Source organism: Kitasatospora sp. NPDC008050 (assembly GCF_042957465.1).
Taxonomy (GTDB): Bacteria; Actinomycetota; Actinomycetes; order Streptomycetales; family Streptomycetaceae; genus Kitasatospora.
Genome location: NZ_JBIBIJ010000004.1, coordinates 424046 through 438771 on the forward strand (window position 1 = coordinate 424046; position 14726 = coordinate 438771).

The following is a 14726-nucleotide window of genomic DNA, read 5'->3' on the forward strand; positions in this document are numbered from 1 at the left end:
CGTGGGGATGTCGGTGCTGCTGCCCGGGGCCCCGGACCTGGCGGCCTACTGGCGGAACCTGCGCAGCGGCGTCGACGCGATCACGGACGTCCCGGCGGGGCGCTGGGACGCGGACTTCTACGACCCGGCGGCCGCCGCCGGGCCGGCCGACCCGGACCGGCTCTACTGTCGGCGTGGCGGCTTCGTGGACGGCCTGGCGGAGGTGCAGCCGACCCGGTTCGGCCTGATGCCGAACTCGGTGCCGGGCACCGAGCCCGATCAGCTGATCGCGCTCCAGGTGGCGGCCGCGGCCATCGCCGACGCGGGCGGCCCGGACCGGCTGCCGGACCGCGACCGGGTGGGCGTGGTGCTCGGGCGGGGCGGCTACCTGACGCCGGGGCTGGTCCGGCTGGACCAGCGGGTGCGCGGTGCCCAGCAGCTGGTGCGCACCCTGAGCGAGTTGCTACCGGATCTGACGGACCATCAGCTCGCGACGGTCAAGGCCGCGTTCACGGAGCAACTGGGCCCGGATCACCCGGAGTCGGCGATCGGCCTGGTGCCCAACCTGGCCGCCTCCCGGCTGGCCAACCGGCTGGACCTGCGCGGGCCGGCGTACACGGTGGACGCCGCCTGCGCCTCCTCGCTGGTCGCCGTCGACCAGGCGGTCGGCGAACTGACCGGCGGGCGCTGCGACATGGTGCTCGCGGGCGGGGTGCACCACTGCCACGACGTCACGCTGTGGAGCGTGTTCGCACAGCTGCGGGCACTCTCGCCGAGCCAGCGGATCCGTCCGTTCCACCGTGGCGCGGACGGCCTGCTGGTGGGCGAGGGCACCGGCGTGGTGGTGCTCAAGCGGCTCGCCGACGCGGAGCGCGACGGCGACCGGGTGTACGCGGTGATCCGCGGCACCGGGGTGGCCGGCGACGGCCGCACGGCGGGCCTGGCCAGCCCCGACCCGGGCGGCCAGAGCCGGGCGGTGCGGGCGGCCTGGCGGGCGGCCGGGCTGGACCCGGCGGCGCCCGGCGCGATCGGTCTGCTGGAGGCCCACGGCACGGCGACCCCCGCCGGAGACGCCGCCGAACTCGCCACCCTGGCCGAGGTGTTCGGACCACCGACCGGAGCACCGACCGGAGCACCGACCGGAGCGACGGCGGCTGCGGAGGCGGCCCCGGTGCTGGGCTCGGTGAAATCCATGATCGGCCACACCATGCCCGCCGCGGGTGTTGCCGGTCTGGTCAAGGCGGCGCTGGCGGTGCACCACGGCGTGCTGCTGCCCACGCTGCACTGCGAGGATCCGCATCCGGCGCTGGCCGCCACCCGGTTCCGCACCATCGACGTCGCCCAGCCCTGGGAGACCGCCCCCGGCGGGCCGCCGCGCCGGGCGGGCGTGAACGCCTTCGGCTTCGGCGGCATCAACGCCCATGTGGTGCTGGAACAGGCGCCCGGCTCGCGGGCACCGGCGCGTCGTGGCACCGCCAGTGTCACTGTTACCGAGCCCGAGCGGGTGCTCCGGCTGGCCGCCGACGGGCCCGAGCAACTGGCCGAGCTGCTGACGGCCGACGACTCCGAGTTGCTGGCCGCCGCGGCGACGGCGCCCGGCCCGGTCGCGCCGCGCTGCCGGGTGGCGATCGCCGACCCGACGGCGAAGCGGCTGGCACTGGCGCGCCGGGCGGTGGTCCGCGGCCGGGCCTGGCGCGGGCGCGGCGACGTGTGGTTCGCGCCGAGTCCGCTGCTGGGTGCGGAGCCGAGCGACTCCACCGGCGGCCGGATCGCCTTCCTCTTCCCGGGGCTGGAGAGCGAGTTCGCCCCGCGGGTGGACGACATCGCCGACCACCTCGGCCTGCCACGCCCGCTGCCTGCCGTGGATGGCGTGGACGCCGCGGACGCCGCGGATGCCGCTGACGTCGCTGACGCGCGGGAGGGCGCCCCGGCAGCCCGGGTCGGCGACATCGGACGGCACGGCGTCGGCGTGGTCGCCGTCGGGCGGCTGCTCGACACGGCGCTGCGCCGCATGGGGGTGCGCCCGGACGCCATGGCCGGGCACAGCGTCGGTGAGTGGACCGCCATGATCGCCAGTGGTGTGTACACCGGCGCCTCGATCGACGCCTTCCTGGAGTCCTTCGACCCGGACTCGCTGCGTGTCCCGGGGCTGGCCTTCGCCGCGCTCGGCGCGGCCGCCGACCGGGTGCTCGACGCGCTGGCGACGGTCGAGGGGATGTCCGAGGTCGTCCTCTCCCACGACAACGCGCCGCAGCAGTCGATCGTCTGCGGTCCGCGGCAGCCGGTCACCGAGCTCGTCCAGTGGTTCCGCGCCCGGGGCGTGCTCGGCCAGCTGCTGCCGTTCCAATCGGGCTTCCACACCCCGATGCTGGCCCCCTACCTGGGACCGATCCGGCAGGCGGCCGAGCGCTTCGAACTGCACCGGCCGACCGTGCCGCTCTGGTCCGGGACGACGGCCTCGCCGTTCCCGCAGGACGAGGCGGCGGTGCGCGCGCTGTTCATCCGGCACCTGCTGGAGCCGGTACGGTTCCGGCCGCTGGTGGAGGCCATGTATGCGGCCGGATTCCGGGCGTTCGTGCAGGTCGGGACCGGGCAACTGGCCTCGCTGGTGGGCGACACACTGGGGGAGCGGGAGCACCTGGCGATCGCGGCCAACTCCCCGCACCGTGACGGGCTGGCGCAGCTGCGCCGAGTGGCCGCCGCGCTCTGGGTGGACGGTGCCGAACCGGACCCTGCTGCCCTGCTGCCCGCCGCTGCCGGTCGGTCGCGGCGGCAACGTCCGCACCCGGCCGTGCCGTTGGACCTCGGCGGCGCGCTCGTCTCGCTGGACCCGGCCGCGCTCGGCGCGCTCCGCGCGGACCTGGCCACGGCCGTCGGCGCCGCCCCGCCCAACCCGCCCGCACCGGGCACACCCCTGCGCCCCGACACACCGCCGACGCCCAACTCACCCCAGGCGCCGGCTGCGTCGAGCCTCGCCTCGCTCGCCGACCGCTTCCCGCTCGCTGCCGAACTGGACGCCCTGCTGCGCGACACCGAGCGGACCGCGGCCGAACTGATCGGCACGGCCCGGCAGTCGGCCATGCGCACCGCACCACCCCCGCACCCCCGCCGACGCCCCCAACCCCAAGCCCACCCCCATCCCCACCCCCAACCCCAAGCCCAACCCCACCCCCAAGCCCAACCCCACCCCCAAGCCCGCGCCACGACCCGCCCGGCGCTGCCCGGCAGCAGACTCCACATCTCGCTGGACACCATGCCCTACCTGCTCGACCACTGCTTCTTCCGCCAGCGCCCCGACTGGCCCGACCCGGTGGACCGCTGGCCGGTCGTGCCGGCCACCACCATCGTGCAGCACCTGATGGATGCCGCCGAACGGGCGCGGCCCGGCCAAGTGGCCTGCGGGGTCGGCGAGCTGCGGTTCGGGCAGTGGGTGCCGGCCGCGACGCCGCTGGACGTCGAGATCGCCCTCCAGGAGGCGGAGCCCGGTCGGCTGGCCGCCGATTTCGGTGGATTCGCGCGCGGCGTGGTGGAGCTGGCGGAGCGTCACCAAACCCCGCCCGCCGCTTGGCCGGTGGATGCGTCGGCCGAGCGGGTGCCGGAGCTGACGGCAGCCGGCCTCTACGACGAGCGGTGGATGTTCCACGGGCCGGCGTTCCAGGGGCTGACCGAGCTGACCGCGCTCGGTGCGGCGCACGTCCGTGGCGTGATCACCGCCCCGGCCGCGCCCGGTGCGCTGCTGGACAACGTCGGACAGCTGCTCGGCTACTGGATCATGGCCAGCCGCACCGAGCGCAGCGTGGTCTTCCCGGTCGGCATCCGGCAGCTGCGCTTCTACGGTCCGCCGGTACCGCCCGGTACCGAACTCCACTGCCACATCCGGATCACCGCGCTGACCGACACCACCCTCGAAGCCGATGCGCAACTGCTCGTCGACGGCGTGGTCCGGGCGGAGGCGCACGGCTGGCAGGATCGCCGCTTCGACAGCCATCCCGACACCCGGCCCGTCGAGCGTTTCGTCGAGCGCCACACCATCTCGGCGCCGCAGGAAGGCGGTTGGGTCCTGCTGCACGAGCGCTGGCCCGATCTCGCCTCCCGCGACCTGATCATGCGCAACCACCTGGGTGCCGCCGAGCGGGCGCAGTACGAGCAGCAGTCGCCGCGCGCCCGCCGGGCCTGGCTGCTGGGACGGATCGCACTGAAGGACGCGGTGCGGCGCTGGCTCTGGACGCAGGGCGAGGGCGAGGTCTTCCCGGCCGAGATCGGGGTCCGCAACGAACCATCCGGGCAGCCAAGGGTGTTCGGCCTGCACGGCCGGGCGCTCCCGGAGCTGGACGTGTCGCTCGCCCACCGGTCCGAGGCGGCGGTGGCCCTGGTCCGGCCGGCCCGCCCGGGCGGTGGAGCCAGGGCCGGCATCGACCTGGAGGAGGTCGCCGACCGCCCGGCCGAGACGCTTTCAGTCGCACTCGGTCCCCTTGAACGCAAGCTTCTGACGGACAGTCAGAAGACCTACGGCGGCTCCGAGGCGCTCTGGTTCACCCGGTTCTGGGCGGCGAAGGAGGCAGCGGCCAAGAGCGAGGGCACCGGCCTGCGGGGGCGGCCCCGCGACTTCATGGTGGTGGCCGCCGAACCGTCCTTGCTGACCGTCGTGGTCGGTGGGCCGGGAGCCGCGGACCCACCCCGGACCCACCAGGTGCGCTGCACCCGGCTGAGCAGTCCGCCCGACCTCCCCGAGCGCGACTACGTCGTGGCCTGGACCACGGCGGACGAGACCACCGACGAGCGCACCGACATGAACACCGACGCGACCACCAACGCGATCACCGACGCGACCACCAGCGCGTACGCAGACACGACCACCGACGAGAACACCGAGAGGACGACGGCGAAGTGACCATCAGCGAGCCGACCGCGAACCTGCACCCGCCCACCGCCACCGAGCAGGAGGTCCTCACCGAGATCACCGCCATGCTGGCCACCGTGCTGGCGGAGTTCGGCCTGGAGGACGCCGAGGTCACCATGGAGTCCCGGTTCACCGAGGACCTCGAACTGGAGAGCATCGACCTGGTCACCCTGGCCGGGCAGCTCCAGGAGCGCTGGGGCGACCGGATCAACTTCGCCGAGTTCCTCGCGGGCATGGAGCTGGACGAGATCATCGGCCTGACGGTCGGCCGGCTGGTCCGCCACGTGGTGGAGCGGCTGCGATCCGCTGAGCGGAGCTGACATGGCCTTCCTCGAACTCGACGGGCTGCGCTGCCACGTGCAGCGGCTCGGGCCGCAGGACGGCCGCCCGCCGGTGGCGACCGCCGTGCTGCTGCACGGGCTGCTCACCGACAGCCTCGCCAGCTACTACTTCACCCTGGCTCCCGCGCTCGCCGCCGCCGGGGTGGAGGTGGTGATGTACGACCAGCGCGGCCACGGCCGCAGCACACGGCCGCCGACCGACTACCGTCTGGAGCACTTCGTCGACGACCTGGAGCTGCTGCTCGACCGGCTGGAGCCGGCCGCCCCGGTCCAGCTGCTCGGGAACTCCTTCGGCGGCACGGTGGCCTTCGGCTTCGCCGCCAGACGGCCGGAGCAGGTCGCCGGCATCCTGGTCATCGAGTCCGAGCCGGCCTCCCCGGCCTGGGCCGTCAAGCTGGACGGCATCCTGCGGCAGGCCGAGCACCACCTGGGGGCGGAGGAGACGCTGGCCTGGGTCGCCCGGCAGCGCGGCGCGCACACCGCGAGGCTGGCGCGCTCGGCCGGTCAGCTGCTGGCGGCCACCTCGTTGGCCCGGGACATCCCGGCCAGCCGGTTGCCCACCGAGGCGCAGCTGCGCGCGATCCGCTGCCCCGTGCTGGCGGTCTACGGCACCGAGTCGGACCTCGCCGCCCAGGCGGCGCAGCTGGACGGGCTGCTGGCCGACTGCCGCAGCGTCTTTGTTCCCGGGCAGGAGCACTCCGTCCTGGTCGAGGCGCCGGACGTGGTGCGCGAACTCGCCCTCGACTGGCTGCACGAGCAGGGCGCCGAGCTGCGCGGACCGGGTGCGCCCGCCAGCGGCGCCTGCCGTGGTGGAGTGCCTGGTGACGCCCTGCACGGTGCAGGCCTGCACGTGGTAGGCCCGTACAGCGACGGCCCGCACAGCGACCGCCCGCACAGCGACGGCTCGCGCGTGGCAGCGCTGCACGGCGACAAGCTGCGCGGGACCGTGCTGGTCGGCGAGGTACTGCCGGCCCGCGCCGAGCGGAGCCTGCGGTGACCGGGTCCCGGTTCCTGTTCGTGGTGCCCCCGCTGGTCGGCCATGTGAACCCGGCCGTCGGCGTGGCCGCCGAGCTGGTCGCGCGCGGGCACGTGGTCGCCTGGGCGGGCGTACCGGAGCTGATCGGCCGCTTGGCGGGCCCGGACGCGGAGGTCTTCCCCTGCGCCCTCCCCAGCGCGACCCCGACCCCGACCCCGGGCCCGACCCCGACCCCGGGCCCGGGCGAGACGGTACGGCGCCCACCCGAGCTGCGCGGGCCGGCGGCGCTGAAGTTCCTCTGGGCCGAGTTCCTGATCCCGCTCGCCGAGGCGATGGCCCCCGGCGTGCGGGCGGCGGTGGAGCGCTTCCGCCCGGACGTCCTGGTGGTGGACCAGCAGGCGGTGGCCGGGGCGCTGGTCGCCGAGCAGCTGGGCCTGCCGTGGGCCACCTCGGCGACCACCTCGGCGGAGTTCACCGGCGCGCTCGACGCCATGCCGCTGGTGGAGAGCTGGGTCGCCGGTCTGCTGGCCGAACTCCGCAAGAGCATCGGCGATCCGGCGGGCAGTGCCGACCCGCGCTTCTCGCCGCACCTGATCCTCGCCTTCACCACCCCTGAGCTGGCCGGGCAGGTGGCCGAACCGACCGGGCCGATCCGCTTCGTCGGCCCGGCCCTGGCGAACCGCCCGGCCGAACCGCCCTTCCCGTGGGAGTGGCTGGACCCGGCGCGCGCCCTGGTGCTGGTCACCCTCGGCACGGCCAACGGCGACGCGGGCGGGGCGTTTCTGACGGTCTGTCAGGAGGCGGCGCGGGCCCGTGCGGAGCGGGTGCAGGCGGTGGTCGTCGACCCCGGCGGCGTGCTGGGTGTCCCCGGCCCGGACCCGGCCCCGTACCCCGCCCTGGGCCCGGCCCCGGCCCCCGGCCCGTACCTGTACCCCGACCCGGATGTCCTGGTGCTGCCGAGCGTTCCTCAGCTGCGGCTGCTCGAACGGGCCAGCGCGGTGGTCTGCCACGCCGGCCACAACACGGTCTGCGAGGCGCTGTGGCACGGCGTGCCGCTGGTCGTCGCCCCGATCCGGGACGACCAGCCGGTGGTGGCCGCCCAGGTGGTGGCCGCCGGTGCCGGCCTCCGGGTGCGGTTCGGCCGGACCAGTGCGGACCACCTCGGCCAGGCGCTGGATGCCCTCCTGGACGACCCCACCCACCAGGCCGGGGCCCGACGGATCGGCGTCTCCTTCCGGACGGCCGGCGGCGCGGCCCGGGCGGCAAGCCACCTCGAAGAGCTGACCGGGAAAGAGCCGACAGGGGAAGAACCGACCGGGGAAGAACCGACCGGGGAAGAACCGACCGGGGAAGAACTGACGGATCGGAGCGACCGATGACCACGACCGAAGCCGGCGCGGACGACCGGGAGACAGCCGGCGCGGACGACCGGGAGGCGGCCACCCGCGGGTCCGTGCACGCCAGGCGGGTCGCCGCGCTGCGGCCCGCCTACCGGGCCGACCTGGCCGACGGCACCGACCGGTTCTTCGAACCACGCCGCACCGACTGCCCGTGGTGCGGCTCAGGGCGCCTGCGGCAGCGGCTGCACACCACCGACCTGCTCCAGCACAAGCCGGGAACGTTCACCCTGGACGAGTGCCAGGAGTGCGCGCACGTCTTCCAGAACCCCCGACTGACCGGCCCGGGGCTGGAGTTCTACTACCGCGACTTCTACGACGGCCTGGGGGAGCAGCGGCTCGGCGGCGTCTTCGGGACCCGCAGCGCGGTCTACCGTGGCCGCGCGCGCTCGGTGGCCCCGTTCGCCGAGGCGCCGGGCCGTTGGCTGGACGTGGGCACCGGGCACGGCCACTTCTGCGAGAGCGCCCGCGAGGTGTTCCCCCAGACCTCGTTCGACGGTCTGGACCTCAGCGAGGGCGCGGAGCTGGCCGAACGCCACGGCCGACTGGCGCGCGGCCTGCGCGGCTCGTTCCCCGAGCTGTCCCCTCAACTGGCGGGGCAGTACGACGTGGTGAGCATGTTCCACTACCTGGAGCACAGCACCGAGCCGAACCGGGAACTGACCGCCGCCCGGCAGGCGCTGCGCCCCGGCGGACTGCTGCTGATTGAGGTCCCCGATCCGCTCTCGCGCTTCGCCCGGCTGCTGGGGCGCTGGTGGCTGCCCTGGCTGCAACCGCAGCACCTGCACCTGATGCCGGCGGCCAATCTGCGCGGCAGGCTCGGCGAGTTGGGCTTCAGCGTGGTGCTGGAGCAGCACGCCGAGCCGCACGATCCGGTCGACCTGCTGGCCGCCTGCTGGTTGCTGCTGGACGCCCTCGCGCCACGCGAGGACCTGCCCTGGGCGCCGGGTGGGCCGCCGGGACGGCTGCGGCGGGCGCTGCGCGGGGCGCTCTTCGTCGCGGGTGCGCCCGTGTTGCTGGGGGCGACGGTGCTGGACCGGCTGATCGCCCGTTTCGCGGGCCGGGCCGGCCTGTCCAACGCCTACCGCCTGCTCGCCCGCCGGGACTGACGCAGAAGCCCCGGCGAGGCAGCACGTCCGGCGCGCCCGCCCCGTCGAAACGGAGCGGGCGCGCCGGACCGGTCCGGCCCCGGCAGCCGGGTCAGCTGCCCAGCTACCGGTCCGGCCCCAGCAGCCGGGTCAGCTCCCAGCTACCGGTCCGGCCCCGGGCCGGTTCACCCCAGGGGCCGGTTCACCTCAGAGGTCCGATCAGACCTGCGGGCCCGCCGGGTCGTGGCGGGTGAGCAGCGGCGCCGAGGACTTCGGCGCGGCCTTGGGCGCGGCCTTCGGGGTCACCATGAGCGACTTCGGCGCGGCCGCGGCGGCGCCCAGGTCGGTGTTGGCGCCGAAGCCGGTCAGCAGGCCGAGCGGCTCGATCCGGATCAGGTGGGACGGCGCGTAGAAGTGGTAGCCGTAGTGGTTGCGGGCACGGTTGTGCGCGTCCACGGTGGCTTCCGTCGTGCCGTCGGCGGCGGTCGCGACCAGGCCGGTGTGGGTCTTGGCACCGTTCGGGCCGGCGTAGGTGACCACGACGTCGCCGGGGCGGGCCTGCTCGGGGTGGTCGCCGACGTCGGTGCCCAGGCCGCTGTCCATCAGGTAGTCGTACAGGTTGTGGTACTGCGGCAGGTCGGTGATCAGCAGCAGGTCGTAGGTCTTGCCGTTGGGCGCGGTGTAGTGGAAGTAGGAGTCCTGCGGGTCGTCCGGGCCCAGGCCCGGGACCAGGCCGGCCGCCGCGAGGGAGCGGGCGACGAACTCCGCGCACTGGTAGTTGTCCTGGTCGGCGCCGAAGGCGACCGGGGTGCTGTCGTTCCAGGCCGTCCAGTTCCAGTGGGCCTCGGCGTAATCGACCGTGACGCCGCGCAGCAGGTCGCTGAACGAGGGCAGGTCAGCGGGGGCAGTGGCGGTGGTGCCCGTGGTGGGCGTGTCGGCGAAGGCGGGGGCGGCGAGGGCGGGGGCCCCGGCGCCGACCAGGCCCATGATCAGGGCCGCGCCGGCGATACGTCGACGGATTGCATGCTGCACTGTCAAGCTCCCGTTAAAACATGCCGAGTGACCTGGGGGTCAGCACGGCCGAAGAAGTGATCCGAATGTGTGATCGAGGTGTAGATGATCATCTGATCCGCCGTTTTGTCCAGTCGCCCGCAGGGCTGAACCACCAGGCCCGATCCCCCCGTTGACGAAGAGCGGGATCAGGTGGGAACCGCCGCCCGCCCCGTGCGGCCACCCGTCCGCGCAGCCGCCCGCTCACCCGTCCGCCAACGGCACGCGTGACCTCTCTGTGGCCCGGTCCGATGTTCCGCATAAGGTGCCTTGTCGGACCTCGCCGGGGGCCTCCGACCGGAACGGCCGGACCGGCTGGACAGAACGGGTGTGAACGCATGACGGAGTCGTGGAGCGGGTCGGGACTGCCGCCCACCGCCGCGGCGCGGGTCGCCGAGGGACGGGCCAGCGGGACGTGGTCGTCGGCACTGTCGACCGGCGAGTTCGCCGCGATCAAGTCGGTCGGGTTCGAGCCGGTCGGCCAGGTGATGGGATCGGCGGTCTATCACGTCGGCCGCAGCGGCCAGTACTGGGGCTACCACGCCTGCGGCTACGTCGGCCGGGGCTGGGCGCGGAGCGTGTACGGTCCGGCGGGCGTCATCCTGTCCGGCAACGGCGGGCCCTCCGCCGCGCTGGTGCAGGTGATGGACTCGGCGCGGGGCGCCGCGCTGGGCCGGATGACCGCGGAGTGCGCGGCCCTGGGCGGCGACGGAGTGGTGGCGGCGCAGCTCACCATGGCGCCGTTCCCGGCGGCGCCGGACTGCCTGGAGTTCAAGGTGATCGGCACCGCGGTGCGGGCCACCGGATCGGTGCGGCCGCGCCGCCCGTTCACCTCGCACCTGGACGGGCAGGGCTTCGCCAAGCTGATCACCGCCGGCTGGGTGCCGGTGGAGCTGCTGGTCGGGATGTCGATCGGGGTGCGCCACGACGACTTCCGCACCGGACAGCAGCGCTACTCCTGGAACAACCAGGAGATGGAGGGCTGGACCGCCCTGGTCCACCTGGTCCGGGCCGACGCCCGCGCGCAGCTGCACCGCCAGGGCGCGACGCAGGGCGGCGACGGCGTGATCCTGGCCGACAGCGACCTCCGGGTCTGGGAGGAGCGCTGCCTGGGCAGCTCCCAGAACAGCGAGCAGACGGACCACATCGCGGAGAGCACCCTCATCGGCACCGCGATCGCCCGCTTCGCCGCCAAGCCGGCCGAGCCGCGCACGCTCACGGTCATGCCGCTGAACGGCGGCGGCGACCGGCTGCGCAGGCGCCTCGCCCGGGCCGGGCGTCCGGGCACCCGCGGCTGACGCCCTGCACGGCACCACCCAGCAGCCACCACTCAGCACCCATCACCCAGCACCCAGCACCCATCACCCAGCACCCAGCTCACAGCTCACACGAAGTGGAGAACGACCCACATGAGCACCTTCGACCCCACCGCGCAGGGTGTGCCCGCCGACGCGATGCGACGGCTGGCCGAGTTGGAGCCCGGCAAGCCCGGCTCCATCTTCACCAGCGACCTCTCGGTCAACGAGTTCCTGCTGGTCCGGGAGGCCGGGTTCCAGCCGATCGGCCTGGTCCTGGGCAGCTCGATCTACCACGTCGGGATCCAGCTCGGGCGCTGGGGCAAGAACCAGGAGCTGGAGACGCTCAGTCAGGCGATGTACCACGCGCGTGAGCTGGCGATGACCCGGATGGAGGCCGAGGCCGCCCAGCTGGGCGCGGACGGCATCGTCGGGGTCCGGCTGACCGTGGAGGCCCGCGAGTTCGGCACCGACGTGGCCGAGTTCATCGCGATCGGCACCGCCGTCAAGGCCGACAACCCGGCGCCCGGCGGCACCAGCTGGCGCAACAACAAGGGCCAGCCGTTCACCTCCGACCTGTCGGGCCAGGACTTCTGGACGCTGATCCGGGCCGGCTACGCGCCGCTCGGCATGACCATGGGCACCTGCGTCTACCACATCGCGCACCAGAAGCTCGGCTCGGTCTTCTCCAACATGGGCAAGAACGTGGAGATCGAGCAGTACACCCAGGCGCTCTACGACGCGCGCGAGCTGGCGATGGCCCGCATGCAGGCGGAAGCGGAGGAGCTGCAGGCCGAGGGCATCGTCGGCGTTCAGCTGAACGCCCACAACCACCGTTGGGGCGGGCACACCACCGAGTTCTTCGCGATCGGCACGGCGGTACGGCCGCTGCGGCCCGACCACGAGATCGAGCGGCCCACCATGGTCCTGAGCCTGGACGGCTGACCCGTAGGCTGCAAGGGCCTGCCCGGCGGATCCTGCCGGACGGGCCCTGGATCCTGCCTGGCGGCCCGTCCGTCGCCAATCAACCATCACGTGATCGCATCGAGGAGCGACATGACCGACCACGGCGAGATCGAACCGGCCTCGGAGGGCGAGGGTTCGATCGACCTGCTCGCCGCCGCCCTGCGCCGGGACGCGGCCGACCTGGAGGTGTACACCCAGGTGCTCACCGGCGCGCTCGCCGACGCGCTGCCGGCCGACGCGGTGGTGGTCGAGCGCAAGCGCAGCATGGGCGACCGGGTGGCGGGGCGGCCCGGCCGGATCGAGCGGGTCGAGGTCTCGATGGAGGACCAGCGGCTGATCCTCAGCGTGGCCCAGGGCCGGCCGGCGGGCGAGGTGTGCCGGGTGGTCCGCGGTGTGGTGCTGTCCCGGCGCCCGGTCCCGCTGGACGAGTGGGCCCGCGAGCTGGCGGCCGCCGTCACCGCCCGTGCCCGCTCGGACGCCAGGGCCCGTGCGGCGCTGGAAAAGCTGATCCTCGGCGACTGAGCGGTACCGCGTCCCCGGCCGCGTCCCCGGCCCGGACAGGGCTTCCTGCCCGGGTCCGGGGCCGGGGCAGGAAGCCGGGGCCGGGCTGCGGTCCCCGGCCCGGCCGTCCACCGGTGATCGCCCGAACGTGGGACGGCCCGCGCGGTGTTCCGCGTGTGGCCGCGGGCCCGGGGAACGGGACCTGAGACCCTCGGCGGGTGGCGAGCGGGCAGGTGGTTGCGGGCACGACCGACTCGGGGCGGGTCGAGGCGTTCAGTGACGGCGTGTTCGCCATCGCGATCACCCTGCTGGTCCTGGAGATCGACGTGCCGAAGGCGCGCACCGGCCACGAGTTGTGGCACGCGCTCGGCAGCGAGTGGCCCTCGTACTGCGCCTACGTGGTCAGCTTCCTGGTGATCGGTGTGATGTGGGTGAACCATCACACCGTGTTCAGCTACATCGCGCGGGTCGACCGCACCCTGGTCTTCCTCAACTTGCTGCTGCTGCTCGTGGTTGCCGCTCTGCCGTTCCCCACCGCGCTGGTCGCGGAGAACCTGCGCACCGCGCCGTCGGCGCATCTGGCGGTCGCCGTCTACGGGGCCACGATGGCCGCGCACGCCGTCGCCTTCGTCCTGTTCTGGTTCCACGTCACCCGCACCGGTGACTGCTTCGACGACCGCGTCGACCGGCGGGCGGCTCGTGCCACCCGCGCCCGCTTCAGCCTGGGGCTGGTGATCTACCCGCTGACCGTGCTCCTCGCGTTCGTCTCGGCACCGCTGGCGCTCGGTGTCCACGGCCTGCTGGCGGTCTACTACGCGTTCAACCAGACGCCGGTTCCGACCCTCCCCGAGCCCACCGACGCCGGCCTCTAGTCCCCGCCCTGGTCCCCGCCCTCGCCCTCGTCCTCGCCCCCGTCCTCGCCCCCGTCCCCGCCCTGATCCCCGTTCCCGCCCTGATCCCCGTTCCCGCGCTCGGCCTTTCCCTGCCAGAAGGCGAGGGTGTCCCGGGTGCTGCGGGTGTCGGGGTGGTCCGGGCCCTGGAGGCGCAGCCGGTCCGCGAGCAGCTGCTCGAAGGCAGCCGCGGCGCCGGCCGCATCCCCTGCCTCCCCTTGCCAGAAGGCGAGGTTGTTCCGGGTGGCGAGGGTGTCGGGGTGGTCGGCTCCGAGTACCCGCAGCCGGTCCGTGAGCAGCAGCTCGAAGGCAGCCACGGCGCCGACCACATCGCCCGCCTCCCCCCGCCAGGACGCGAGGTTGTTGCGGATGGTGAGGGTGTCCGGGTGGTCCGCGCCCTGGATCCGGGTCAGCTCGGCGAGCAGTTCCTCGGCGGCGGTGGCGGCACCGGCGGCATCCCCCGCCCGGCTCCGCCAGGTGGCGAGGTTGTTCTGGGCGATGAGGGTGGCCGGGTGGTCCGGGCCCTGGAGGCGCAGGTGGTCGGCCAGCAGCTGTTCGAACGCGGCCGCGGCGCCGGCTGCGTCTCCCGCTTCCCCTTGCCAGAAGGCGAGGTTGTTCCGGGTGGTGAGGGTGCCGGGGTGGTCGGGCCCGAGCACCCGCAGCCGGTCGGCGAGCAACTGCTCGGCAACGGCGGTGGCGCCGGTGACGTTTCCGGCCTGCCCTCGCCAGAAGGCCAGGTTGTGGCGGGTGTTGAGGGTCTCGGGGTGGTCCGGTCCCTGGATCCGCAGGCGGTCGGGCAGGAGCTGTTCGAAGGCGGTGGCGGCACCGCTCGGATCCCCCAGCTGGCCGCGCCACTGGGCGAGGTTGTGGCGGGTGTTGAGGGTGTCGGGGTGGTCGGGGCCCTGGATCCGCAGCCGGTCGGTCAGCAGTTCCCTGGCGGCGGTGGCGGCACCGGCCACATCTCCCGCCTGCACCCGCCACCAGGCGAGGTTGTGCCGGGTGTTGAGGGTGTCCGGGTGGTCCGGTCCGAGGATCCGCAGGCGGTCGGTGAGCAGTTGTTCGAAGGCGGTGGCGGCGCCGGCCACGTCCCCGGCCTGCCCTCGCCAGCGGGCGAGGTTGTCCCGGGTGGTGAGGGTGTCGGGGTGGTCGGGGCCCTGGTTCCGCAGACGGTCGGTCAGCAGTTCCTCGAAGGCGGTGGCGGCCGTAGTCGGATCCCCCAGCTGCCCGCGCCACCAGGCGAGGTTGTGGCGGGTGTTGAGGGTGTCCGGGTGGTCCGGTCCGAGGATCCGCAGGCGGTCGGTGAGCAGTTGTTCGAAGGCGGTGGCGGCGCCGGCCACGTCCCC

General features: G+C 74.1%; 11 protein-coding genes. 9 read left to right on the forward strand and 2 right to left on the reverse strand.

Going from position 1 to position 14726, the window contains the following annotated elements; genetic code table 11:
- Nucleotides 1-7 precede the first annotated feature (7 nt).
- From ACFZB9_RS10920 to ACFZB9_RS10940, 5 genes are all read left to right on the forward strand, one after another.
- Nucleotides 8-4870, forward strand: coding sequence for a beta-ketoacyl synthase N-terminal-like domain-containing protein (locus ACFZB9_RS10920; protein ID WP_391445928.1), 4863 nt, complete (start codon nucleotides 8-10; stop codon nucleotides 4868-4870).
- Between the two features lie 74 nt (nucleotides 4871-4944).
- Nucleotides 4945-5199, forward strand: coding sequence for a phosphopantetheine-binding protein (locus tag ACFZB9_RS10925; RefSeq protein ID WP_391445929.1), 255 nt, complete (start codon nucleotides 4945-4947; stop codon nucleotides 5197-5199).
- A 1-nt stretch (nucleotide 5200) separates the two neighbouring features.
- Complete coding sequence (locus ACFZB9_RS10930) at nucleotides 5201-6217, forward strand: alpha/beta fold hydrolase (RefSeq protein ID WP_391445761.1); 1017 nt, start codon at nucleotides 5201-5203, stop codon at nucleotides 6215-6217.
- Complete coding sequence (locus ACFZB9_RS10935; RefSeq protein ID WP_391445763.1) at nucleotides 6214-7575, forward strand: glycosyltransferase; 1362 nt, start codon at nucleotides 6214-6216, stop codon at nucleotides 7573-7575. The genes ACFZB9_RS10930 and ACFZB9_RS10935 overlap by 4 nt, the downstream gene beginning before the upstream one ends.
- On the forward strand, nucleotides 7572-8702 hold the full coding sequence (locus tag ACFZB9_RS10940; protein ID WP_391445765.1) for a class I SAM-dependent methyltransferase: 1131 nt from the start codon (nucleotides 7572-7574) through the stop codon (nucleotides 8700-8702). Before ACFZB9_RS10935 ends, ACFZB9_RS10940 begins: the two co-directional genes overlap by 4 nt.
- 198 nt (nucleotides 8703-8900) lie before the next feature.
- Here the strand turns inward: ACFZB9_RS10940 and ACFZB9_RS10945 are convergent, their stop codons facing one another.
- Nucleotides 8901-9713, reverse strand: coding sequence for an amidase domain-containing protein (locus tag ACFZB9_RS10945; RefSeq protein WP_391445766.1), 813 nt, complete (start codon nucleotides 9711-9713; stop codon nucleotides 8901-8903).
- Nucleotides 9714-10069: 356 nt separating this feature from the next.
- Between ACFZB9_RS10945 and ACFZB9_RS10950 the strand changes: the two genes are divergently transcribed.
- From ACFZB9_RS10950 to ACFZB9_RS10965, 4 genes are all read left to right on the forward strand, one after another.
- Nucleotides 10070-11029 carry a heavy metal-binding domain-containing protein gene (locus ACFZB9_RS10950; protein WP_391445768.1) on the forward strand — a complete coding sequence of 320 codons (960 nt, stop codon included), beginning with the start codon at nucleotides 10070-10072 and terminating at the stop codon, nucleotides 11027-11029.
- A 111-nt stretch (nucleotides 11030-11140) separates the two neighbouring features.
- A complete protein-coding gene (locus tag ACFZB9_RS10955) occupies nucleotides 11141-11971 on the forward strand; it encodes a heavy metal-binding domain-containing protein (protein WP_391445770.1) in 831 nt (276 codons plus the stop codon).
- 111 nt (nucleotides 11972-12082) lie between these two features.
- Nucleotides 12083-12514, forward strand: coding sequence for a hypothetical protein (locus ACFZB9_RS10960; RefSeq protein ID WP_391445772.1), 432 nt, complete (start codon nucleotides 12083-12085; stop codon nucleotides 12512-12514).
- Nucleotides 12515-12711: 197 nt separating this feature from the next.
- Entirely contained in the window at nucleotides 12712-13365 is a 654-nt protein-coding gene (locus tag ACFZB9_RS10965) for a TMEM175 family protein (RefSeq protein ID WP_391445774.1), read from the forward strand.
- On the opposite strand, the gene ACFZB9_RS10970 is transcribed toward ACFZB9_RS10965, so the two are convergent.
- Nucleotides 13362-14726 (reverse strand): tetratricopeptide repeat protein (locus tag ACFZB9_RS10970; RefSeq protein WP_391445775.1); only part of this gene is annotated, 1365 nt, incomplete at its 5' end. The two genes, ACFZB9_RS10965 and ACFZB9_RS10970, sit on opposite strands and share 4 nt — an antisense overlap.